This is a genomic window from Candidatus Enterococcus willemsii, from assembly GCF_009933335.1.
In the GTDB taxonomy this organism is placed as follows: domain Bacteria; phylum Bacillota; class Bacilli; order Lactobacillales; family Enterococcaceae; genus Enterococcus_F; species Enterococcus_F willemsii.
Window position 1 is genome coordinate 1 of record NZ_MAEL01000035.1, and the last position, 23352, is coordinate 23352.

Below are 23352 nucleotides of genomic sequence, written 5' to 3' on the forward strand. Positions count from 1 at the left end.
ATCAACGAAAATTTCTTTTTCTAAAATTGCGACTTCGTTATAATATCATTTGCTGTAAACTTCGTCAACTCTTTTTTTCAAAAGTTTTAAAAGTTTTTTTCATCCCGTAAGGACATGTAATAATATACCAAGAATTTATTGTTTCGTCAACAGAAAAAAGCTTGCTACACCAACGTTTCTAGTTACATCCCTTTCTTTTCTTTTTTGATCTATTTTCGTTCGTATTTATCCCTAATATAGCTATTATTATTTAATTATTAATTTGAATGTTCGCTTTTCTACTTATTAAGCTTTCTTAATTCCTTATATTCTTTAAAGATTAAGTATAAATTTATCTATTTTGTGTGTTTTTTGATAAACTACTATTAAATAGAATAGTCTTAGGAGGACGCAATATGAAAATTTTAGTAGCAGATGACGACAAAGAAATTGTAGAACTAATCAGTATTTACTTACACAATGAAGGTTACGAGCCGGTTAAAGCTTATGACGGCAAAGAAGCTCTCTCAAAAATTCGTACAAACTCCGACATTGAACTCTTAATTTTAGATATTATGATGCCCGAAGTAGATGGTATGCAAGTAGTTAAAACGCTTCGCAAAGAATCACAGATTCCTATTATCATGTTAACAGCAAAAACGACGGATATGGATAAAATTAAAGGTTTAGTAGCTGGTGCGGATGATTATGTGACCAAACCGTTCAATCCATTAGAAGTAATGGCTCGCGTAAAATCTCTCTTACGTCGTACAAATATGCAAGTTGCTTCAAACCAACCTGATGTATTAGAAGTAAGTTCTTTAGTGATTAATCGAGATTCACACGAGGTAAAAACGATTGACGGCAAAGAAATTCAATTAACAGCACTTGAATTTGGTATTCTTTACTTACTTGCTTCTCATCCTAACCGTGTCTTTAGCGCTGATGAAATCTTTGAACGTGTATGGAAGCAAGAAAGTGTCGTTTCAGCAAAGACCGTGATGGTTCATGTGAGTCATTTACGCGATAAAATTGAAGAAGCAACAGGTGGCGAAAAAATTATTCAAACGGTATGGGGAGTTGGATACAAAATAGATGCAAAATAATATAGAAAGAAGAAAACGAATTACGCTAACATCCAAAGAAATTAGTGAGCTATTTGCCGAAGCAATCATCACTATTATCTTACTGATTATCGTTAATATTGCAATGCTGTTTATTATCTCTTCTATAATAGATAGTACTCCGGCATTAAATGATGCAATCTTTGCTTCTCGAAAAAGTTTTGTCGAAAATCTGAATTCAGATATCTTTCTTAATGGTAAGAATATACTCATTCCTCTCTTTTTAATGATGGATGTTGCTTTTTTATACTGGCGTTTAATCCGACGTTATCGTCAAATGCAGTTACGCCACATTATTAGTGAACTCCATTATATTGCGGAAGGAAATTATGACCATCGGATTCCTTTTGAATTACGAGGAGATTTGAATCGAGTGGTCAGTAGTATTAATGGTCTCGTTGATAGTACTGTAGCAGCGATTGAAGAAGAACGTCGGATTGAAAATTCGAAAGATGAATTAATTACAAATGTCAGTCACGATATCCGCACACCATTAACGTCTATTATTGGTTATCTGGGGTTGATTGAAGATAGACAGTATCATTCAGAAGAAGATCTACTCAAATACACACACACAGCTTATGTCAAAGCCAAACAAATGAAGTCTTTGGTTGATGATTTGTTTGAATACACAAAAGTTCGTCAACCGACTGTACCAGTCAACATTTTAAAATTCGATATGGTACAATTAATTGAGCAACTAGCAGCTGATTTTGAATTAGAAGCTTCGAAGAAAAATATTGTTGTCGAGACGGCGACCCGACCAAATCAAATCATGATGGATGGCGATACAGAAAAATTAGTTCGTGTCTTCAATAATTTACTGACCAATGCCTTAAAATATGGCAAAGGGGCATCGAAAATTATCATGGAAGCTGAAAAAGTTGGCACAGAAGTTGTCATTACTGTCAAAAACAACGGCAAAATGATTCCCAAAAAATCATTGGACTCTCTCTTTGATCGTTTTTATCGCGTTGAAGAATCACGCTCACAAGAAACAGGTGGTACGGGGCTAGGTCTAGCCATTGCTCAAAGTATTGTTGCCTTACATGGTGGCTATATTTATGCAAAATCGACACCAAAATGGACATCATTTATTATCCATTTACCTTTGACTCGCAATAAGCTTCCTGATTCAGCGAACAACAGTTGACGAATAGCAAAAATTCGGCTATGCTAATACCAATTCAAATAGAAAACAAGCAAGAACCTAGTACAAATTGTGTCGTTTTTAGAGAGCTGATGGTTGGTGAAAATCAGTAATGATAGATTTGGAATCCAGTTCTCTATCTGCGTCTTTTGAAAGAAAGAACCTTCCCTCTGGTTACGAGGTCAAGTGCGACGATGGTCGAACTTGGGTGGCACCGCGAACAACTATTTCGTCCCAAGCTATTTTGCTGGGGATGGAATAGTTTTTTTTATTTTATTCATATAATAGGAGGAAAAATTATGTTAGATATTAAAATGATTCGTCAACAAACTGATTTTGTCAAAGAAAAATTGAAAACTCGTGGCGTTTCTGAAGAAGTAATCACTGAATTTGTACAATTGGATGAAAATCGTCGTCAATTGTTAGTCCAAGTAGAAGATTTAAAAAAATACCGCAACGATGTTTCTGCAGAAATTGCACAATTGAAACGTAATAAAGAAGATGCGACGGCTAAAATCAACGAAATGAAAGAAGTCGGCGGGAAAATCAAAGCATTGGATACAGAAGTTAGCGAAATTGACAGCAAATTAAAAGAAATTGCTGCTACTTTGCCGAACTTACCACATGACAGTGTACCAATCGGAGCAGATGAAGACGATAATGTCGAAGTTCGTCGTTGGAGCGAAGCACGGAACTTTGATTTTGAGCCAAAACCTCACTGGGAAGTAGCGGAAAATCTTGGTATTTTAGATTTCGAACGTGGTGCGAAAGTTTCTGGTAGTCGTTTTGTCTACTATGTTGGTTTGGGTGCACGTTTGGAACGCGCGTTATATAACTTTATGTTAGACCAACATATTTATGAACATGGTTACCAAGAAATGATTACTCCTTATGCTGTAAATAGCCAAGCAATGTTTGGCACAGGACAATTTCCTAAATTTAAAGAAGATGGCTTCCAATTAGAAGATACTGATTTAACATTGATTCCTACAGCAGAAGTGCCATTAACTAACTTTTACAGCAATGAAATCTTACCACAAGAAGAATTGCCCATTTATTTCACCGCATTAAGTCCAGCATTTCGTTCAGAAGCAGGTAGTGCCGGACGTGACACACGTGGTTTAATTCGTTTACATCAATTTAATAAAGTAGAAATGGTAAAATTCAGCGAGCCTGAACATTCTTATGAAGAATTAGAAAAAATGACTGGTGATGCCGAATCAATTTTACAAAAACTAAACTTACCTTATCGCGTAATGGCACTTTCAACGGGAGATATGGGCTTCTCTGCTGCGAAAACATATGACTTAGAAGTTTGGATTCCCGCACAAGACATGTACCGTGAAATTAGTTCTTGCTCAAATTGCGAAGATTTCCAAGCTCGCCGCGCAATGATTCGTTACCGTGATGAAAATAATAAAATTCAATACGCACATACATTAAATGGATCTGGTCTAGCAGTTGGTCGTACCGTTGCTGCTGTTTTAGAAAATTATCAAAATGCGGATGGTAGCGTCACAATCCCAGAAGTGCTTGTTCCTTACATGGGCGGTTTAACAAAAATCGAAAAATAGTTTAAATAGTCAGCAATGGTTGAAGAAAAACCGTTGCTGACTATTTTTATGGTAGATTTCTTTTGCTTGAATGTTACAATCATGTTACATTTGTATTGATGATATTTAAGAAAGAAGAGGATGACCCGTTTATGACAATGACTACCCGTGCTGCTCGCCACGCAAAAAAAACAAAAAGACCCTGGATTTGGCTACTTGCGGGACTACTGCTCGCCCTCTTTCTCTGTACAGATGCCTATTTTATTTATCACTTTATCCAAGACAAAAAACTCGAGCAGAAAATTGAAGCTCAAGCCCAAACAGTAATTAACCAAATTCAGCAAGAACATTCCAGCAACGGTGAAAAAGAACTCCTTGGCCAAGGTGACAATCAATTGACGGCCATGTTTTACTTACCAAAAAACTATGAATCACTCCCTTTGAAAAAACCAAAAGAAAAGCTACAAAACTTAGCCGATAACATTCGTAAAGAAATACCTGATTCACGTAAAGCAATTCTTGTAGGCTCTATTGATGACCAATCACTTACTGATCAACTTAGTCAGTTTGAACTAACGATTGATACGTATCATTGGAAAAACGAAACAACCGGTTTTGAAAAAGGGGAAACCTTCACCGGCGAAGAAATACTGGTTGAAAAAGAAACAGGTGAAGCCATTACGCCAAAAAAATTGATTACTTCTAATGCAGATTTATTAGGCATCCAACAAGTGATTCAACAGGAATTATTGGATAATGCAAAAGAACCCAATAAGATTATCGATGCTGTCTTGAATTTGCCAAGAATAGGCTACGATTCCTTAACTTATCAAGCAGATGAACTAACAATTAAACTGCCCGAAAATAAGACTGGCACCACCACTCTTTCATTGCCTTACGATAAAATTCAAGCGTTTATCCGAACAGAATTGGTTGATCCAAAAGCACTAACCACTCCATTGCCAACATTAGATGATAATAAAAAATATATCGCCCTAAGCTTTGATGATGGGCCAGGTCCAGAAACGACCCCAGCATTGTTAACTATTTTGGCTGAAAAAAATATCAAAGCAACATTCTTTATGCTTGGTCAAAATGCAGAAGCTTATCCGGATGTCGTCAAACAAGTCACTGAACAAGGACATGAAGTTGCTAGTCATTCTTATTCACATCCACAGTTGAACACACTGGATACCAAAACATTGGCAGACGAAATAAAGAAAACCGACAAAGCAATTTATCAAGCTTGTGGGATTTTACCACGAAATTTACGTCCGCCTTATGGGGCAATCGATGCAGAATCGGCGAAAATAATTGGCAAACCTATTATCCAATGGGATATTGATTCCTACGATTGGGAATCAAAAAATACACAAGCAGTGATTCAACGTGTTAATCAAACCTCTTACCCAGGAGGTATCATCTTAATGCATGACATCCATCCTTCTACAGTGCAAGCTGTTGGACAAGTAATTGACAACTTGCGCAATCAAGGCTATGAATTTGTGACAACCAGTGATATCTTAGCAGGAAAAGAAAAACCGTTGTATCAATACTTTGGCCAAAATGATGCCCGGGAAATTTAACTAAAAAAGCAAGTCACTTTCTTCATTAAAAGTGACTTGCTTTCTTTTTTATGATTCAATTGAATAGTTTGGTGCTTCTTTGGTAATTTGTACGTCATGTGGATGTGATTCTTTCAATCCATTGCCACTCATTTGGATAAATTGAGCATCATTACGTAATTGTTCTAAGTTTGCTGCCCCTACATATCCCATACCAGATTTTAGACCGCCTAACATTTGGAAGATAATATCAGCAGCACTACCTTTATAAGCAACACGACCTTCAATACCTTCTGGAACTAATTTATTCGCTTCATTGACGCCACCTTGGAAGTAACGGTCACTTGAGCCTTTTTCCATTGCACCTAGTGAACCCATTCCACGATAAGTTTTGAAACGACGCCCTTGATAAATTTCAAATTCACCTGGAGATTCATCGGTACCCGCTAACATACTACCTAGCATCACAGCAAAACCACCGGCAGCTAAAGCTTTCACGATATCACCTGAATATTTAATCCCACCGTCGGCAATAATCGCTTTGCCGTATTGACGAGCAACTGAAGCTGCATCATAAATAGCTGTTAATTGAGGCACACCAACACCGGCTACCACACGTGTCGTACAAATTGAACCTGGTCCAATTCCGACTTTAACGACATCGACACCCGCATCATACAAAGCTTTCGTACCTTCACCAGTCGCCACATTTCCGGCAATCAATGTTGCTTCAGGGAATGTTGAACGAATTTCTTCAATCTTACGTAACACACCTGCACTATGACCATGTGCCGTATCAATGACAATCGCATCGGCACCGGCATCTAATAATGCACCCGCGCGTTCAAAAGTATCACTTGTGACACCGACAGCTGCAGCTACTAATAAACGGCCGTGTTCATCTTTGGCTGCATTTGGAAACTCAATGACTTTTTCAATGTCTTTAATCGTAATTAAGCCACTTAAACGACCTTCTTCATCGACAATTGGTAGTTTCTCAATTTTGTAACGTTGTAGAATTTGTTCTGCGTCTTTTAATGACGTACCGACTGGTGCTGTAACTAAGTCATCTTTCGTCATAACATCGGCAATTGGAATATTGTAATCTGTAACAAAACGCAAATCGCGGTTGGTCATAATTCCTACTAACTTACGATTTTCCATCGTTTCAACGACAGGAACCCCACTAATGCGGTAACGGCTCATCAATTCTTCTGCATCTGCTACTAAATGTTTCGGTGTTAAGAAGAATGGATCAATAATAACACCACTTTCAGAACGTTTTACTTTACGTACTTCATCAGCTTGTGCAGCGATACTCATATTTTTATGAATAACACCTAATCCACCTTGGCGAGCCATCGCAATCGCCATTTTACTATCTGTTACGGTATCCATACTGGCACTGATAATTGGTATATTCAATTTGATATTCTTTGCTAATTGCACACTCATATCAACATCATTTGGCAATACATGACTTTCTGCAGGTACTAATAAGACATCATCAAAAGTCAATCCTTTTTTCACGAACTTTGTTTCCCAGTTGGACATTTTCGTAACCACTCCTCAAATTTTTATATTTTAATGAAAATAGCAAAAATTATACTAGAAGTCAACTGTTCGAAATGAAAACAAGAAAAAACTGAGAAATAAGTAAGAAAAAAAGGATTCCTTACCATTTCTATCTCAGAATTAGTAAGGCATCCTTCTATTGCTTATTTACGTGGTGCAGATAAACTACCCACAATATTATATTTTTTCTTCAAGTAATAACGTAGCGCTAATGCAGCTGCCCCGATAACGACTTGAATTGTTGGATCAAGTAGAACATTGATAGTTGGTGGAATTAATGACGATACCGCAATCGTTGCAATCCAAACGAAGAATGAACCGATTAAAATTAGCATCACTTTCCACATTTTTGGACGTTGGCTCTTATCTGCGCCAGGACGTTCATATTGATACATGTATTTATACATCAAGTAGAAGACCCATCCGCCGACCATGGACATCAAGACCAAGGTGATAATGCCATAGACTTGCGTACTACCTTTAACAAATAGTCCCATCACACCCATCATTAAAGAGAAGATTCCCAGAATCAATAACGTATTGTCTAACCACATCAAAACAGGTGTTGATTCTTTCACTTCTTCGGGTTTTGTTAAAATACTCTCTGTCCGTTCAGAAACAGTACCGAATAATTGGCGTGCTGTCCGACCACCCTTTTGCTCTTGCACAAGGATTGGCAACATTTCATGTAACGCCACAGCCTGTTCTTCTTCGGATAGATTGGCGGCATCTAATGATTTCTTCAAATCAAAGATATACTGCTGATTTCTTTTTGTTAATTGTTTTTCTAATTCGCGATTTTCTGATACGTAACCTCGCAGAGTCTCTGGTTCCATGACTTTGTTTCTCCCTTCGCCTAACCCGAACAACTTTCCACAGGCTATTTTAACACAAGCGCTGTGTGCTTTGGTAGCCCTTTAGTATAAAAATTTCAATTACACATTAAAGCGGAACAACATGACATCGCCATCTTGCACAACATATTCTTTTCCTTCTAAACGAACACGTCCCGCTTCTTTTGCTGCTTGCATATTGCCATATTGATTCAAGTCTTCAAAAGAAACAGTTTCAGCACGGATAAACCCACGCTCAAAGTCAGTATGGATAATACCTGCTGCTTGAGGTGCTTTGATACCTTTACGGAACGTCCAGGCACGTACTTCTTGTTCCCCAGCTGTGAAATAAGTCGCTAAGCCTAACAAATCATATGCTGCACGAATCAATTGGTCCAAACCTGATTCTTCAATACCTAAGGCTTCTAAAAATTCAGCCTTGTCTTCTTCATCTAGTTCGGCAATTTCTTCTTCTGCACGGGCGCTAACAATGATCACTTCCGCATTTTCACTTTTCGCAAATTCACGTACTTGTTTCACGTACTCGTTGTTGTCAGCATCTGCTACTTCATCTTCTGACACATTCGCTACATACAAAACAGGTTTTGTTGTTAGTAAGAACAATGAACGCACAATTTTTTCTTCTTCTGGTGTAAATTCAAGTGTACGAGCAGATAGTCCTTCTTCCAAAGCAGGCTTGATTTTTTCTAACACTGCTAGTTCAGCTAAGGCATCTTTATCTTTTGTTTTGGCAATTTTCGCTACACGTGCCAGACGTTTGGTAACTGAGTCTAAGTCTGCCAAAATTAATTCTAAATTAATAGTGTCGATATCTGCTAAAGGATCGACAAAATCACCTTCACGGTTTTGTTCACGCATGATATTTTCATCATCAAAACAACGAACTACATGACAAATCGCATCTACTTGGCGAATATGGCTTAAAAATTGGTTACCTAGACCTTCCCCTTTACTTGCACCTTTGACAATACCTGCAATATCAGTAAATTCAAAGGTTGTTGGAACAGTCTTCTTAGGATTCACTAATTCTGTTAGTCGTTGCAAACGCCAATCCGGTACTTCCACCATACCGACGTTTGGGTCAATTGTTGCAAAAGGATAGTTCGCTGCTTCTGCACCAGCTTTGGTAATTGCGTTAAATAGAGTTGATTTCCCAACGTTTGGTAAACCAACGATTCCAGCAGTTAATGCCATGTTCTCTTCACTCTTTCTCTACTTTTTCTAAAATCTTTTTCATTTTTTTATCAAATTCACGACGTGGCATCATAACAATGTGCCCACATTTTTCACATTTGATTTTGATATCGGCTCCCATGCGAATAATTTCCCAACGGTTTGTTTGGCATGCATGAGGTTTTTTCATTTCTACTTTATCGCCTAAATCATACATTGCTTTTCCTCCTATGCTTCATCAAAACGAATGTCTAAAATATCTAAGATTCGTGTTAAATCACTTTGAGATAAATATTCGATTTCAATCTTTCCCTTACCTTCTTTTTCATGGATTTCGACACTGGTGCCAAATTTATCCACTAAGCGTTCTTCGCTTTCTCGTAAGTAATAAGGTTTTTCTTTAATGATTCGTGGGATTTTTTTCTTGCCTTTAGCGTTATTCATCTCCGCGACTAATTGTTCTAACTGACGAACAGTTAAGTTTTCTTTCACACAACGATTGGCTAGCTTTAAGATTTGCTCCTTGTTTTTTAAACCTAACAAGGTTCGCGCTTGTCCCATTGATAAGCGTTCATCTTGCATCATCTCTTTCACTAACTTTGGCAAAGACAATAAACGCAAGTAATTAGCGATGTAAGGGCGACTTTTCCCTAGGCGTTTGGCTACTTCGGCCTGTGTTAACTTCAAATTTTTCATTAACATCTCGTAAGCTTCAGCTTCTTCTAGTGGATTCAAATCTTCACGTTGCAAGTTTTCCAAAACTGCTACTTGCATCATTGCTTCTTCATCAAAATCACGAATAATTGCAGGAATCGTTTCTTTTTTTGCCAGTTTTGAGGCACGGAAACGTCGTTCACCAGCAATAATTTCGTAGCCCTTAATTGCCGACTTACGGACAATAATTGGTTGAAAAACCCCGGATTGTTCAATTGAGTTTGCTAATTCTTGTAAAGAAATCTCATCAAATGTTTTACGTGGTTGATAAGGATTCGGGCGTAACTCGTTCAAAGAAATCTGGAGAACTTCTTCAGTTTTCACATCAACTTCTTCTAGGCCGGCTAAATCTTGAAACAGAGCATTAATGCCTTTACCTAGACTTTTTCCTTTATTTTTCACGATTTAACACTTCCTTTGCTAGTGCTTGATAGACTTCTGCTCCTTTTGAACGTAAGTCATAATCTACAATAGACAAACCGTGACTTGGCGCTTCCGACAAACGAATATTTCTTGGAATAATCGTTTCGTAGACTTTTTCTTGGAAATAACGTCGGACTTCTTCTACGACCTCAGCCCCTAGATTCGTTCGTGCATCATACATCGTTAATAAGACGCCTTCTATTTCTAAATCCGGGTTGAAATGTTTTTGTACTAAACGCACTGTATTCAATAGTTGGCTTAACCCTTCCAACGCATAATATTCGCATTGTACTGGAATTAAAATCGAGTCACTCGCTGTAAAAGCGTTAATTGTTAAATGCCCTAAAGAAGGGGGACAATCGATTAAGATAAAATCATATTGATCTTTGACTTCATCTAGCGCTGTTTTTAAACGAGACTCACGAGCCATCATCGATGTTAATTCAATTTCTGCGCCTGCTAATTGTAACGTTGCCGGGACAATATCCAGATTCTCACGAGAACTTGATTGGATGGTTTCTTGTAGCGGAACTTCATTCACTAAGACATCATAGACGTCTTTTGTCACATCTGGTTTACGGATACCGATACCGCTTGTTGCGTTGCCTTGTGCATCAATATCTACCAGCAAGACTTTTTTTCCGATATAAGCTAAACATGCTCCTAAGTTAACAGTGGTCGTTGTCTTACCGACGCCACCTTTTTGGTTTGCAACAGAGATAATTCGTGCCATGGCTCATCCTCCTCTATCATGTAAGACTTAGCAAGAACTTCTGATTCTTACCTTCTTTTTTATTTAATTGGTTGTTTGTTAGGTAATCCTGGTTTTCTTGGGTATTTTTTAGGCGTTTCTTTTTTCTTCTCAATCACAAGTGTATGACGAACATCACCGGTGACCGGTAGATGAATCTCTTTATCTTCTATAAATTTCCCGCCGAGAAGCGCAATGGCTGGTTTGGCTTCAATGAGCTCTTCCTCGCTCTTAGCAGCTTTAAGCGCATAAAAATAGCCTTCTTTTTTAACTAAAGGCAGACACAGTTCTGCTAACACATTTAATCGTGCCACTGCACGTGCAGTAACATAATCGTAAGCCGCGCGATGCTCAACTTGTTGACCAAAAGTTTCGGCACGATCGTGGAACAATGAGACATTTTCTAACCCTAATTCATTGACTAATGTTTGTAAAAAAGTAATGCGTTTATTTAATGAGTCAACAATCGTTACTTTTAATTCTGGGAACACGATTTTCAAAGGAATACTTGGAAAACCTGCCCCTGAACCGACATCACATAAAGATGCGGTTTCGTCGAAAGATACGGACAAAGCTAACGTAATTGAATCATAAAAGTGTTTCAGATACACTTCTTTTTTTTCAGTAATTGCCGTTAAGTTCATCTTCTCATTCCACTCTACCAGAAGTTCATAGTATCGTTCAAATTGAGTCATTTGTTCTTGACTTAATTCAATCATTTGATTGTGTAATTCTTGTTGAAATTCTTCGGGTAACATCGCCTTTTTCCTTTCTTTTCGTGAAACAAAAAATGTTTCACAGACTAGTTACTACTTTAACGTAAAATCTTTTATCATGCAATAGTTTGCTCTTTTTTCCAAAGAGAATTTACGCTTTTTTTATTAAAAATGGGCTCTGCATTTTTGATAAGAAATAGTAAATTTTTGGTCCTCAAATATTTCGTTCATTTCATTCATGTTAGGCTAAACAAAGAGGTGATCGTTTTAGACATGAGTTTTATTATTATGGGAATATTTCTCATTGGTATTAGCTGTCTTATTTATGGTTGGCAAAAGCAGCGCAAAGGTGTTTGTTGGGTTGGTATGTTCTGTATTTTACTTGTTGTTTTTACTTTTATTTGGTTTATCACATCTGACAGTATGTAAAAAGCCCTCAAACAGCGCTTTGTTTGAGGGCTTTACTGAATTATTTTGCTGCTTCAGGTATTTCAATTGGTTCTACAGCATTAATTTTATCATACGTTGCTTTTTGATCCATTGATGCTTTCATTTCCATACCTTCTTGGTTCATTTCATAATCCATTGTCATGTTAAATGCCATTGGATAGAAATCTGTTTTGCTAACGGTCATCTCATAAGACATGTTCCCAATCTTCATATCATCTAGTGCTTCTTCAGCTTCTGTTGCACCTGCGCCAGTATTACCTGTGTTACTTTCAGCCAATGCTGCTTTGGCCAAATCTTTTAATTCTTCACCACTACCTTCAAAAGAAAGTACATAATGATCTTTTTCTTCTTTCACATCTAATTTATCTTTATATGAACCTAGTGTATCCATCATTTCTTGTGAAGAATACATTTCCATTAATGAATCGATATCCATCCCTAAAGATGATAAGTCTTGTGTCATCCATTCTTCCGAACCTGGTGTTTGCATGTACATTGCTTTGTCATCCATATACATGACTGCTTGTTGTTCTTGTCCAGCAGCATTCACTTTGCTATCCATTTTCATAGCGAAAGGCTCCATCGTATACGTGACAACCATATTTGTTTCCGTATTCATTTCTTGACCGTTCATTGTCATATCCATCTTCATATCGGTCGTCATTTCAGCACTCTTAATGTCTTTAGATGCTTCGTTTACTTTGTCAATAACTTCTTCTTTTGATAATTTTTTCTGTGCCTTTTCTGATGTTTCTGCTTTACCTGAGTCATTAGTTCCTTGATTGTTACATGCGGCTAAACCAACAGAAACTAACGCTATACCTGCCCATAGTAATCCTTTAGTCTTTTTCATTATTGTTTCCTCCCCATTGTCCTAGTTGTATGAATATTCGTCAGTTTTCTAATCAATAAAAACTGAAAACCTATTCATAAATATTGTACCATATAAGTGAAAGATGGTACGGAAAATCAACTTTTGTGTAAAATTTAAGTAAAAAATTGTCTGAAAGTCTTGTAATTTCGCTTATTTCTCAGTACACTTATTCTAATTGAGAATGTTTCTCAATTAAAAAGGAGGTTGGTTATGGTTACAGTAAGTGAAGCAATCGTGGAACGTCGCACATCAAAAAAAAGTTTAGATAAAGCTGTACCTTTAGAGTTAATTTATGACTTATTAGAGAAAGCCCGTTTCGCCCCTTTTCATAAAAGAGAGCCGTGGCAAGCAAAAATTATTACAACGCCAGAAGAAAAAGAGTTTTTATATAAAGAAGTCATTGCTTCGTATGAAAAAACCGGTGTCATTTGTGATGAGACTAGTCGCGAGAAAATGACCAAAAAAATGACGAATCTGTTAATAAATTCGCCTGCAACAATTTTATTTGCCCGTGAAGTTATTCCCGACAACAAACGGTTGGATTCAGATGCTATTCAAGCAACTGCCGCCCTCATTCAGAATTTCTCACTGTTAGCTTTTGAAGCAGGACTGGTCGGATTTTGGGCATCCAGTGCATTTGTGATGAATGCTGAGCTGTCTCAACGTCTAGGATTCCCTGAAAATTATGAATTAATCGCTAATTATCGACTAGGCTATCCTGATCCAGAAATTTCCAAAAATAAAGCCAAACGTGCCGATGTCAAAAAATGGGCACGCCCTTTAAGCGATTCTCTATAAAAAAACCTGCGACAATTTTGTCGCAGGTTTTCGTTTATTTCATTTGTTGTACAAATTCATTGAAACTCGTGATGTCGTGCAATTGTTGGTTACATTGCTCGCTGTTCGCACAAATATAATTTCCTCGCTTAGTATACGTCCCGTCACCTTTGCTTTTCGTTGTTGCTAAAAACATCGATACACCAGAGACTTTTTGGCAAATCGCACAGACATTTTTAATAATGGTTGGGCTTAGTTGACCAGAAATTCCTTGCAATTTTCCTTCTTGATAATAGAGAATAAATTTCTTCTGGCTACCTGGATCATTCCAACCAACATAGGAATGTTCACGCAAGTCTAACGTTTCCCAATCAGGCAATTTGAGTTTTTTGGTTTTCTTGAAGACTTTCTCCACTTGTTTGGTTGTTGGTTCTTTAAATGGAACAACACAACCTTTAAATGTTTCAAAAAATGCTTCTGTTTTAGCACGGGTTAAGGTTTGATCCATCATAAACTCTTTTAGTTCTTCAATTTCTGGATGCTTTTCTGGTACAATTTGGTCTATTTTCTCAACGACTTGTGCTTGTACAGCTTGAATGGTTATTTTATCATTGACAGAATGGTAATCATTCACGAGATGTAGTACCTGTTTTTTTATCGCAAAATATTGGTAAGCTTCAATTATTGGTTTCATTAATTATATTCCTTTCTTCAAACGCACAGATGCTTTGAAGAAGTGTGACAAAGCATCTGAATCAACAGTCAACAGCTTGTCCTTTTTTAGAAGATACACAACGTATCATTCTATCATCCCCTTTATGTACTGGTATGCTAGTATCATACGTTGATTATGGTGAAATTTCAATTGAAATGTTTCACGTGAAACAAAAATTTCCTTTGTGATACTTTTAGCTTTGCCAGACAATTTGTAATGTATATTTATACATTTTTACTATTAGGATAATAGATAGCTTGTTTATAACGTTTAATTAAATGCGTCGTTTTCGTTTCAATCCAGCTTGCTTTTTCTAATTTCACAAACATTTTTTCATGGGTGTTCTTTTCTAGCTGCAAAAAGTAATCCACAGCTGCTTTTATTTGACTTTCATCAATCTTTTTATCCACATGTGGATAAAAAGATTGACGTTTTCCTTCTTGAGTTACAAATACTAATTTTAATTTCTTCATTTTATTCCCTCCTTTTAACTATTAACGAAAACCACACAAAAATTGTCGCTATTTTTCATACAACTATTCAAAGATAACTTGTGTCTAAAATCACATAATGTGATATGATAGCAATGACTTATTTTTGAAGGGAGATTTACCATGAATTATCAACCATTAAATTTATACGATAACTTTGCGACAGCTGCTGAAAAAACACCAGACCAAGTAATTATTTTAGATGAAAAACTGCCAGCTTTTCCTGAGTTACCTTTAGAGACAACCTATCAGGATAGCTTATTCGCTATTCACCAACGTGCCTATCAGTTGGCTCAACTTGGTGTTGGTTTAGATGATAAAGTAATTTTATTTAAAAGTCCTAAGTTTGACACTTATTTGTTAGCTGCTGCAGTCTCTTATTTAGGTGCCGTTCCAGTAATGATTTCTTATCATTTTCCTGCAAGCACTTTAGCTGTTTTTGCCGAACGTTTAGAAGATCCATATATTGTTTATGATACACAAACAGAAAAAATAATTACTGATTTGCCCAATAGTTCTACAGAAAAACAATTATCGATTGCGACATTATTGGCACAACCAACTATTCCTGTCTCTCAGCAAAAGCTTGCTAATGATCAAATTAGTTATATGACACATACCTCTGGAACTACAGGAATTCCTAAATTAATTTGTCATTCCGCAAACTCAATGGGTTGGCGCACCTTATGGCAACGCATGGTGTTTGACAAAATTTCTGAGAAAAAACTACTGGCCTTTCATATCTCGCCAGTCCATTCACGTTTCAATATTGGCGTTACTTCGGCAATGGCTATGGGTTTTCCGTTAATGCCTTTGAACAATGGAGACAGTGCAAATGTCGCAACTTATCTGCAAAAATATCGTCCGATTGCATTAGAAACTCATCCAAATAATTTTGTGCAATGGTCGTTTTATGCAAAGGAACACCCAGAGTCATTCCAAAGTATTCGTTATTACCATTCCACCTTTGATGCCATTAATAACCAGACGATGGCACGTTTCTTACAAACAGGTAATGCAGAAACAATTTTCTTACAAGTGTATGGGCAAAGCGAATGTGGGCCGATGATTCTTAAAAAACATACACTCGACTCATTAAAACATAATGACGCACGCGATATGGGTGTTGGTTTAGCTGGTTTAACTAAAGCCCGCATTACGGATGCAAAAGGTCAGCCGTTACCCGTCAATACTGATGGTCATATTCAATTTTTATCCAAAGGGCGAGCGTTGACCTATTACAAAGAGGACGCACGTTTTCAAGAAACAGTCTACAATGAATGGTGGGACAGTGGTGATTACGGCATGATTGATGAAAAAGGACATCTTTATTTAAAAGACCGTCAAGTAGACTTAATTGAAACAATTAACAGTAATTTAGCAATTGAAGATTATTTACTTGATCGTTTGGATTTCTTAGAGGAAGTCGTGATTGTCCGAAATCACAAGGAACCACAACCTATTTTAGCTGTCGCACCTTCACAAGAAATGAATTGGGAAGCTTGGTGGCACGCTATCGCTGATCTTCCACACTTAAAAGCGCCCATTCTGCGTGCTTTTGAAGATATCCCTCGTACAGCAACTATGAAAGTACAACGCCTACAAATCGAAGCCGCCTTAGAAAACGGTACGTTCTAAAAAGCTAGAGACTCGTATAAATGCGAGTCTCTAGCTTTTTGCATAACGTTTCACGTGAAACATTTATTTTGATTTATGATAAAAAACAAGCCGGTCAATCTGACGAAATCCTTTGTTTTGATAAAACACTTCCGCATCAGTCCCACGATCGGTTAACAATGAAAAGCTCGTAACATCTTCTGGAACTGATTTTTCTAGGCTATCTAACAAAGCCGCACCTACTCCTTGCCCTCGCCACTGCTTTTTCACGCCAAATTCATGAATGTAAAACTCATTTCCTTCCCACCAAATGCGCTTATTTCCATAGATAAAACCAATAATCTCTTCTTTTTCAATTGCTAAACTTCCTAGAAAAAAAGGTGTCTGGTATTGCTGACGCAAATAATTCACTGCTTGTTCAAACGACCACTGATCATTCCATGGTTCATCGTTAAAAACCTCGATAAATACTTTGGCACAAGCAGATAAATCTGATTTCATTAACTGTCTAAATTCCATATTTTTTCCTCCCATTCTCTAGTACACTTAGTATAGCAAAAAAAATGTAACCATTTGCATTTTCAAACGTTGTATTAGTGAGGAGGGGAAATAAATGAGTAAAAAATGGATAGAACAGCTAATCGAAGAAGTTTATCCTTCGATGTTGTTTTATGGTCTTTCACTAACTAAATCACACTATGAAGCCGAAGAACTTGTTCAAGAAGCTCTTTATCGTTTTCTGCTCATTTATGATCAACTCGAGGAAAACAACTACAGAGGCTGGTTGTTTCGTGTCATGCGAAATTACTATTTCGATAACCAACGAAAAGCCAAACGAAAAAAAGCAGCACTCACGGATTTAGCTCGCCTTCCGACAAAAAGCATGGAAGATACCCTCCATCAATTTATTCAATCCAAAGAACGAGAACAACTATACTATGCCATTGATACCTTGAAAGAACCTTATAAAGAAGTCTTGATTTCTTATTATTTTTTAGAAATGTCAATTAAAGCGATTGCTGAAATGACACACATGACTCCAGCAAATATTAAAGTTCTATTGTATCGTGGCCGCAAACAATTAAAGGAGGTTTTAACAAATGAAGAATTATCGTGAACGATTGGAAAAATATCAAAATAAACAATTAACAGAACAAGAAGCCGCAGCATTTGAAAAAGAATTACAGGACGCTGCATCACTCTTCGATTATTTAATGGAAAATGAGACCATGGATGATTTTACAAAAGAGACAGAAATGACTTCGTTTACTAGTGCTGAAAAAAATGTGAAAAAAAATATCCGCAAGCGCTTCTTACGAAGTATCTTTTTTATCATTGTGATTGTTTTAGGAGTTGTCGGTGGTACGTTTCTGCTCTACCCTAAGATTGCTGACGCTTATTATTACAATCCAATGAAAGGACAAAAAATCGATAAGAAAAACTATGTACGAATCACACAGCCTAGTAACTTCGGTTTGTATCAACAAGTATACAGTCAAATTCATTTAGAGACAGACCGCTTAGTGGACTCACGTGTGACTCAAATCGGTCCTGCTAAATATACGATTGATTCGAGTTATTACAATGATTTTAGCAACACTTTGAATCTTAATGCAACGACCATTGAAAAAGGGAAAATCATAGAGTCTTCAGGTAACCCAACAGGTCTAACATTTTCGCAATCTAGCTTTAACGTTCTTGCACTAGAAAACGATTATTTTGTTAACTTTGACAGCTCAGAACTGCATCCCAAAATCGCTGATTTACCGGACTCCTCCTGGTTAAAAATTCAATTGACCTTCAAAGAACCTAAATCATGGGAAGAATTAACAACGTTCATCCAACAACATGAAGAAGTCAATTTTTACACAGCATCAATAGAAATGGCGCAATCAAACTTGCAGCCAGATCGCAATCTGGGCGTCCGTCTTGAGCAACATACAAACTACCACACTTTAACTTTAGACTACGACTCAAGGTATACCCGTCAACTTGAAATGACCTATCCAAACTTATTCAGCCATGATAGCGCACTTCCTTTGGCCACAGCTTCAAAAGATGTGAAAGAATACATTCAATCAAATGTGCAATATCTTTTAGACCATCCAGAAGACAAAATGGCTGCAGCAGGAATCAGTTATACAAATGATGACGAAGAATTTTACCAAACAACATTAGATTATTTAGAAAATACCGACTTACGATTTGATAAAATTGAAGTTGCCTTACCGAAAGACACCTTTGCTTCGTTTGTAACAGATCAAGATTTTTATTATGTTAAGTTACGAGATTTGTTGTTTTTTTCATTGATGGATTAAATGTTTCATGTGAAACAAGTCATGTAAGCTCAGTTCTTCTCTAGCTCCATTTTTTGCAATATAAACAAAACAACGAGTATAACCTACAACTCGTTGTTTTTGGTATATTCATAATTTTAATCCTTTCATTGTTCCTACTCTGCAAAAAACATACATCCTTCATCTCTTACTACTATTTTCATTTGAATTTATAAATGAAAATATGAGAGATTACACGAACTTATAAGTAGTGCACAAACTAATTATAATGCGAAAGGATGTTTTAAATGGCTAAAATTCAAGCAAATGGAAAGGACATATCGATAGTTACAGCGAATAATACTGACTTAATTAGCATCACTGATATTGCAAAACACCAGAACTCAGATGCTCCTGCCGATGTAATAAAAAATTGGTTGAGAAACAGAAATACGCTCGAATTTTTAGGTACATGGGAGAAAATAAATAACCCAGATTTTAAACTGGTCGAATTCGACCAGTTTAAAAATGAAGCTGGGCTAAACTCTTTTGTAATGTCTCCTAAAAAATGGATTGAAACAACAAACGCGATTGGTCTCACATCAAAATCTGGACGTTATGGTGGAACCTATGCTTATTCTGATATCGCTTTTGAATTTGCTTCATGGATTTCACCAGAATTTAAACTTTATATTATTCAAGACTACCAACGTTTGAAAAAAGAAGAAGCGTATAAAAATTCATTAGATTGGCAAACAAATCGCTTTATCTCTAAATTAAACTACAGTATACACACCGATGCGATACAGCAATATCTAATCACACCAAAGCTATCACCTCAACAAATTGGGTATGCTTATGCTTCAGAAGCGGATCTATTGAATATGGCTTTATATGGCATGACTGCTAAGCAATGGCAAGAACAACATCCTGAAAAACAAGGAAATATTCGTGATCATTCGAGCATCGAACAATTAATGGTGTTGAATAATTTACAAACGATTAACGCCGAGTTGTTAAGAAAGAAACTGTCATCTTCTGAACGTCTTGCTGAACTAAATAGAATCGCACTCAAGCAGCAACAGATTTTATTGAAAAATAATCAAAAAGCTTTAAATGAATTAAAGAAATTGTAGTGCTGACTTAGATAGTGCGAGACAACAAAAAAACAACGAGCAAGGCTTACGCCTGACTCGTTGTTTTCGCTATCTTCCCTTGTTCAATATAAACCATCAAAATGCTTAAATCAGCTGGATTCACGCCGCTGATTCGGCTTGCTTGGGCAATTGTTTCGGGTTGAATTTTTTCTAATTTTTGTTTGGCTTCGGTTGCTAAGCCGTTAATTGCTGCATAATCAATGTTTTCTGGAATGCGTTTGGCTTCCATTCGTTTTAGTTTGTCGACTTTATCCATCGCTTTTTTGATGTAACCTTCATATTTGATTTGAATTTCGACTTGTTCAATCTCTTTGTTTGTTAACGTTGGATTATTCTCGATAAATTGAACAATTTCTTGGTAGCTAATTTCTGGGCGTCGTAAAAATTCATTGGCTAGCACACCGTCTTTTAGTGGTGCAGAACCTTTTTCTGCTAAAAAGGCTTGGACTTCTGGTGTTGGTTTAATACGGATACTTTTTAGGCGTTTGATTTCCTCTTCAACTGCTTGTTTTTTGACTAAATAGTCGGCGTATTGTTCTTCTTTGACTAGTCCAATGGCATGACCTATTTCTGTTAAACGTAAATCTGCATTGTCATGGCGTAGAATCAAACGGTATTCAGCACGAGACGTTAGCAAACGATACGGTTCATTGGTTCCTTTTGTCACTAAATCATCAATCATGACACCGATATAGCCGTCACTACGTTTTAAAACAAGTGGGTCTTTGCCTTGAATTTTCAATGCCGCATTGATTCCAGCCATTAATCCTTGACCAGCTGCTTCTTCATACCCGCTTGTACCGTTTGTTTGACCGGCAGTATAAAGATTTTCAATAATTTTGGTTTCCAAAGTTGGTCGTAATTGATGAGGCACGACAACATCGTATTCAATCGCGTAACCAGTACGCATCATTTCGGCTTTTTCTAAACCAACAATTGAATGCAATACATCTTCTTGAACGTCTTCTGGTAAAGAAGACGATAAACCTTGAACATAGACTTCTTCGGTATTTAAGCCTTCTGGTTCTAAGAATAGTTGATGACGTTCTTTGTCTGCAAAACGAACAATCTTATCTTCAATCGATGGACAATAACGCGCACCGACACCTTCAACGATTCCCGTAAACATTGGGGCACGATGCAAGTTTGCTTGAATGATTTGGTGTGTCCCTGGATTTGTGTACGTTAACCAACAAGGGATTTGTTCTTGATTGTAGACACTGTCTGGTGTGCTGAAACTAAAATGATTTGGGGCCTCGTCACCTGGTTGAATTTCCGTCACGCTGTAGTCAATGGTGCTTGATTTTACACGTGGGGGGGTGCCTGTTTTAAAGCGATCAATTTCAATCCCTAACTCTTTCAAGTTATCTGCTAAAGCCACAGATGGTTGTGAATTATTCGGGCCAGAAGAATATTTTAATTCACCGATAATAATTTCTCCACGTAAAGCCGTTCCGGCCGTAATGACGACAGCTTTTGCATCATATCGTGCACCAGTTGATGTCACAACACCTTTACAAACACCGTCTTCCACGATTAAACGTTCCACAATTCCTTGACGCAAGGTTAAGTTCTCCGCTTGTTCAATCGTACGTTTCATTTCCGTTGCATACGCATGTTTATCTGCTTGAGCACGTAACGCACGGACAGCAGGACCTTTTCCTGTATTTAGCATGCGCATTTGAATATAGGTCTTATCAATGTTGCGACCCATTTCGCCACCAAGTGCATCGATTTCACGCACAACAACACCTTTGGCTGGTCCACCAATTGATGGATTACATGGCATAAATGCCACCATATCTAAATTAATTGTAAGTAATAATGTTTTATTTCCCATACGGCTTGCGGCTAAAGCAGCTTCTGAACCTGCATGACCTGCGCCGACAACAATGACGTCATAACTTCCGCCTTGATATTCTTGCATTGTGTGACTCCCTTTCTTATTTCCCTAAACAAAATTGACTAAATAATTGAGTAATTAATTCATCTTGTACGCTATCACCAACGACTTCACCTAAATAATCCCAGCAACGTGTCATATCCATTTGGACAAGGTCAACCGGCATACCAGCTTCAATTCCTGACATTACCTCTGACAAGGCTTGAGAGGCATTTTCTAATAATGCGATATGCCGCGTATTAGATAAATAGGAAGCATCTTTTTCAGCGGTTTGCCCACCAAAGAATAATTCAGCGATGGCTTGTTCTAATTGATCCAGACCATCATTTTTTAATACCGATACCGAAAACATCGCATCATTTCCTAATAATGTGCGTAAGTCGTCTTGATCTAATTGTGCAGGTAAATCCGTTTTGTTTAAGAGCACAATTCGTTTGGTTCCTTGTGTGACTTCAATTAATTGGCGATCTTCTGCTGTAAGTGGCTCACTTTGATTCAAGACCAACAAAATCAGGTCCGCTTCTGACAAAGCTTTACGGCTTCTTTCTACACCAATTCGTTCGACAATATCTTCTGTCTCACGAATACCGGCAGTATCGACTAATTTTAAGGGTACACCACGAACATTGACGTATTCTTCAATCACATCACGTGTAGTACCTGCAATATCCGTTACAATCGCTTTTTCTTCACGCAGTAAATGGTTCAATAAGCTTGATTTTCCAACATTTGGACGGCCAATAATCGCTGTATGCAACCCTTCGCGTAAAATTTTCCCTTGTTGCGCAGTTGCTAATAAAGCATCTATTTGCCCTTGAACTTGTTGGGCTTTTTCTAATAATAGACGTGTCGTTAATTCTTCCACATCATCATATTCTGGGTAATCTATATTTACTTCTACTTGCGCCAGCGTCTCAAGGATTTCTTGACGCAAATCACGGATTAATTTTGATAAATTTCCGTCTAATTGGTTTAAGGCGACGTTCATCGCCTTATCGGTTTTGGCACGGATTAAATCCATAACCGCTTCTGCTTGTGACAAATCTACACGCCCATTCAAAAAGGCCCGCTTCGTAAATTCACCCGGTTCAGCCAAACGTGCACCTTGTCGCAATAACAATTGAAGAATTTGATTAACTACGACTATCCCACCATGACAATTGATTTCTACAACATCTTCTCTGGTAAATGTCTTTGGTGCTCGTAACACCGACACCATTACTTCATCAACTAACTGATTGTCTTTCGGATCTACTAAGTGACCATAATTAATCGTATGACTTGCTACATCTTTTAACTGTTTATTTGCTTTGAACAATTGATTCGCAATAGCAATTGCTTGGTCCCCACTCATACGAACGATGCTGATTGCACCTTCTCCAGGTGGTGTCGAAATAGCTGCAATTGTATCAAATTCTTGCGTAATTTCTGCCACGATTGTCCCTCCTCATTTGCACATTTTTCTATATAAAATAGAAATTCATGGCACAAAAAAAGCGCCCACTCCACCCCTTG

General features: G+C 37.3%; 22 protein-coding genes and 1 other annotated feature. Of the genes, 9 read left to right on the top strand and 13 right to left on the bottom strand.

Annotated features, from left to right (window positions below; translation table 11 throughout):
- The first annotated feature begins 395 nt into the window (after nt 1-395).
- The 4 genes from croR (at nt 396) to BAU17_RS05655 (ending at nt 5392) form a co-directional block, all read left to right on the top strand.
- Complete coding sequence (gene croR / locus BAU17_RS05640; protein WP_161901851.1) at nt 396-1085, top strand: response regulator transcription factor CroR; 690 nt, start codon at nt 396-398, stop codon at nt 1083-1085.
- Nucleotides 1075-2256 carry a sensor histidine kinase gene (locus BAU17_RS05645; protein WP_161901852.1) on the top strand — a complete coding sequence of 394 codons (1182 nt, stop codon included), beginning with the start codon at nt 1075-1077 and terminating at the stop codon, nt 2254-2256. The genes croR and BAU17_RS05645 overlap by 11 nt, the downstream gene beginning before the upstream one ends.
- 38 nt (nt 2257-2294) lie before the next feature.
- Nucleotides 2295-2493: a binding site (T-box leader), on the top strand.
- A gap of 59 nt (nt 2494-2552) precedes the next feature.
- The gene (gene serS, locus BAU17_RS05650) at nt 2553-3827 is read left to right on the top strand and encodes a serine--tRNA ligase (protein ID WP_161901853.1); all 1275 of its coding nucleotides are present in this window, start codon (nt 2553-2555) and stop codon (nt 3825-3827) included.
- Nucleotides 3828-3958: 131 nt separating this feature from the next.
- The gene (locus tag BAU17_RS05655; protein ID WP_161901854.1) at nt 3959-5392 is read left to right on the top strand and encodes a polysaccharide deacetylase family protein; all 1434 of its coding nucleotides are present in this window, start codon (nt 3959-3961) and stop codon (nt 5390-5392) included.
- A 48-nt stretch (nt 5393-5440) separates the two neighbouring features.
- On the opposite strand, the gene guaB is transcribed toward BAU17_RS05655, so the two are convergent.
- From guaB to BAU17_RS05695, 8 genes are all read right to left on the bottom strand, one after another.
- Nucleotides 5441-6925, bottom strand: a complete 1485-nt coding sequence (guaB, locus tag BAU17_RS05660) for an IMP dehydrogenase (RefSeq protein WP_161901855.1) — start codon at nt 6923-6925, stop codon at nt 5441-5443.
- Nucleotides 6926-7089: 164 nt separating this feature from the next.
- Nucleotides 7090-7782 (bottom strand): DUF1129 domain-containing protein, encoded by a 693-nt coding sequence (locus BAU17_RS05665; protein WP_161901856.1) that lies wholly within the window; start codon nt 7780-7782, stop codon nt 7090-7092.
- A 99-nt stretch (nt 7783-7881) separates the two neighbouring features.
- Nucleotides 7882-8994, bottom strand: a complete 1113-nt coding sequence (gene ychF / locus BAU17_RS05670; protein ID WP_161901857.1) for a redox-regulated ATPase YchF — start codon at nt 8992-8994, stop codon at nt 7882-7884.
- A gap of 7 nt (nt 8995-9001) precedes the next feature.
- Nucleotides 9002-9190, bottom strand: coding sequence for a DUF951 domain-containing protein (locus BAU17_RS05675; RefSeq protein WP_161901858.1), 189 nt, complete (start codon nt 9188-9190; stop codon nt 9002-9004).
- Nucleotides 9191-9201: 11 nt separating this feature from the next.
- Nucleotides 9202-10089, bottom strand: coding sequence for a ParB/RepB/Spo0J family partition protein (locus BAU17_RS05680; protein ID WP_161901859.1), 888 nt, complete (start codon nt 10087-10089; stop codon nt 9202-9204).
- Nucleotides 10079-10843 carry a ParA family protein gene (locus BAU17_RS05685; protein WP_161901860.1) on the bottom strand — a complete coding sequence of 255 codons (765 nt, stop codon included), beginning with the start codon at nt 10841-10843 and terminating at the stop codon, nt 10079-10081. The genes BAU17_RS05680 and BAU17_RS05685 overlap by 11 nt, the downstream gene beginning before the upstream one ends.
- 59 nt (nt 10844-10902) lie before the next feature.
- On the bottom strand, nt 10903-11619 hold the full coding sequence (gene rsmG, locus BAU17_RS05690; protein ID WP_161901861.1) for a 16S rRNA (guanine(527)-N(7))-methyltransferase RsmG: 717 nt from the start codon (nt 11617-11619) through the stop codon (nt 10903-10905).
- 427 nt (nt 11620-12046) lie between these two features.
- Nucleotides 12047-12880, bottom strand: a complete 834-nt coding sequence (locus BAU17_RS05695) for a DUF6612 family protein (RefSeq protein ID WP_161901862.1) — start codon at nt 12878-12880, stop codon at nt 12047-12049.
- A 231-nt stretch (nt 12881-13111) separates the two neighbouring features.
- Between BAU17_RS05695 and BAU17_RS05700 the strand changes: the two genes are divergently transcribed.
- A complete protein-coding gene (locus BAU17_RS05700) occupies nt 13112-13699 on the top strand; it encodes a nitroreductase family protein (protein ID WP_161901863.1) in 588 nt (195 codons plus the stop codon).
- A 34-nt stretch (nt 13700-13733) separates the two neighbouring features.
- On the opposite strand, the gene BAU17_RS05705 is transcribed toward BAU17_RS05700, so the two are convergent.
- Complete coding sequence (locus BAU17_RS05705; protein WP_161901864.1) at nt 13734-14372, bottom strand: FusB/FusC family EF-G-binding protein; 639 nt, start codon at nt 14370-14372, stop codon at nt 13734-13736.
- Between the two features lie 245 nt (nt 14373-14617).
- Nucleotides 14618-14866, bottom strand: coding sequence for a DUF2922 family protein (locus tag BAU17_RS05710; RefSeq protein WP_161901865.1), 249 nt, complete (start codon nt 14864-14866; stop codon nt 14618-14620).
- Nucleotides 14867-15007: 141 nt separating this feature from the next.
- On the opposite strand from BAU17_RS05710, the gene BAU17_RS05715 reads away from it, so the two are divergent.
- Nucleotides 15008-16522, top strand: coding sequence for a class I adenylate-forming enzyme family protein (locus BAU17_RS05715; protein WP_161901866.1), 1515 nt, complete (start codon nt 15008-15010; stop codon nt 16520-16522).
- A gap of 63 nt (nt 16523-16585) precedes the next feature.
- Here BAU17_RS05715 and BAU17_RS05720 read toward each other — a convergent pair whose 3' ends face one another.
- Nucleotides 16586-17020, bottom strand: coding sequence for a GNAT family N-acetyltransferase (locus BAU17_RS05720; protein ID WP_161901867.1), 435 nt, complete (start codon nt 17018-17020; stop codon nt 16586-16588).
- A 94-nt stretch (nt 17021-17114) separates the two neighbouring features.
- Here BAU17_RS05720 and BAU17_RS05725 point away from each other — a divergent pair, with 94 nt between their 5' ends.
- From BAU17_RS05725 to BAU17_RS05735, 3 genes are all read left to right on the top strand, one after another.
- Entirely contained in the window at nt 17115-17618 is a 504-nt protein-coding gene (locus tag BAU17_RS05725; protein WP_161901868.1) for an RNA polymerase sigma factor, read from the top strand.
- Nucleotides 17602-18819: a hypothetical protein gene (locus BAU17_RS05730; RefSeq protein ID WP_161901869.1), complete on the top strand. Its 1218-nt coding sequence runs from the start codon at nt 17602-17604 to the stop codon at nt 18817-18819. The genes BAU17_RS05725 and BAU17_RS05730 overlap by 17 nt, the downstream gene beginning before the upstream one ends.
- 266 nt (nt 18820-19085) lie before the next feature.
- Nucleotides 19086-19913 (top strand): KilA-N domain-containing protein, encoded by an 828-nt coding sequence (locus BAU17_RS05735; RefSeq protein WP_161901870.1) that lies wholly within the window; start codon nt 19086-19088, stop codon nt 19911-19913.
- 46 nt (nt 19914-19959) lie between these two features.
- Here BAU17_RS05735 and mnmG read toward each other — a convergent pair whose 3' ends face one another.
- Together mnmG and mnmE are read right to left on the bottom strand one after the other, a co-directional pair.
- Nucleotides 19960-21861 (bottom strand): tRNA uridine-5-carboxymethylaminomethyl(34) synthesis enzyme MnmG, encoded by a 1902-nt coding sequence (mnmG, locus tag BAU17_RS05740; protein ID WP_161901871.1) that lies wholly within the window; start codon nt 21859-21861, stop codon nt 19960-19962.
- Nucleotides 21862-21877: 16 nt separating this feature from the next.
- Nucleotides 21878-23272: a tRNA uridine-5-carboxymethylaminomethyl(34) synthesis GTPase MnmE gene (gene mnmE, locus BAU17_RS05745; RefSeq protein WP_161901872.1), complete on the bottom strand. Its 1395-nt coding sequence runs from the start codon at nt 23270-23272 to the stop codon at nt 21878-21880.
- Between the last annotated feature and the right edge of the window lie 80 nt (nt 23273-23352).

Coding starts and splice junctions, on each gene's coding strand:
- BAU17_RS05710 (WP_161901865.1), bottom strand. CDS start 14,866: ATGAAGAAATTAAAATTAGTATTTGTAACTCAAGAAGGAAAACGTCAA.
- BAU17_RS05715 (WP_161901866.1), top strand. CDS start 15,008: ATGAATTATCAACCATTAAATTTATACGATAACTTTGCGACAGCTGCT.
- BAU17_RS05695 (WP_161901862.1), bottom strand. CDS start 12,880: ATGAAAAAGACTAAAGGATTACTATGGGCAGGTATAGCGTTAGTTTCT.
- BAU17_RS05705 (WP_161901864.1), bottom strand. CDS start 14,372: ATGAAACCAATAATTGAAGCTTACCAATATTTTGCGATAAAAAAACAG.
- BAU17_RS05675 (WP_161901858.1), bottom strand. CDS start 9,190: ATGTATGATTTAGGCGATAAAGTAGAAATGAAAAAACCTCATGCATGC.
- BAU17_RS05725 (WP_161901868.1), top strand. CDS start 17,115: ATGAGTAAAAAATGGATAGAACAGCTAATCGAAGAAGTTTATCCTTCG.
- BAU17_RS05720 (WP_161901867.1), bottom strand. CDS start 17,020: ATGGAATTTAGACAGTTAATGAAATCAGATTTATCTGCTTGTGCCAAA.
- BAU17_RS05665 (WP_161901856.1), bottom strand. CDS start 7,782: ATGGAACCAGAGACTCTGCGAGGTTACGTATCAGAAAATCGCGAATTA.
- rsmG (WP_161901861.1), bottom strand. CDS start 11,619: ATGTTACCCGAAGAATTTCAACAAGAATTACACAATCAAATGATTGAA.
- croR (WP_161901851.1), top strand. CDS start 396: ATGAAAATTTTAGTAGCAGATGACGACAAAGAAATTGTAGAACTAATC.
- BAU17_RS05735 (WP_161901870.1), top strand. CDS start 19,086: ATGGCTAAAATTCAAGCAAATGGAAAGGACATATCGATAGTTACAGCG.
- BAU17_RS05645 (WP_161901852.1), top strand. CDS start 1,075: ATGCAAAATAATATAGAAAGAAGAAAACGAATTACGCTAACATCCAAA.
- BAU17_RS05655 (WP_161901854.1), top strand. CDS start 3,959: ATGACAATGACTACCCGTGCTGCTCGCCACGCAAAAAAAACAAAAAGA.
- BAU17_RS05730 (WP_161901869.1), top strand. CDS start 17,602: ATGAAGAATTATCGTGAACGATTGGAAAAATATCAAAATAAACAATTA.
- guaB (WP_161901855.1), bottom strand. CDS start 6,925: ATGTCCAACTGGGAAACAAAGTTCGTGAAAAAAGGATTGACTTTTGAT.
- ychF (WP_161901857.1), bottom strand. CDS start 8,994: ATGGCATTAACTGCTGGAATCGTTGGTTTACCAAACGTTGGGAAATCA.
- BAU17_RS05685 (WP_161901860.1), bottom strand. CDS start 10,843: ATGGCACGAATTATCTCTGTTGCAAACCAAAAAGGTGGCGTCGGTAAG.
- mnmG (WP_161901871.1), bottom strand. CDS start 21,861: ATGCAAGAATATCAAGGCGGAAGTTATGACGTCATTGTTGTCGGCGCA.
- BAU17_RS05700 (WP_161901863.1), top strand. CDS start 13,112: ATGGTTACAGTAAGTGAAGCAATCGTGGAACGTCGCACATCAAAAAAA.
- serS (WP_161901853.1), top strand. CDS start 2,553: ATGTTAGATATTAAAATGATTCGTCAACAAACTGATTTTGTCAAAGAA.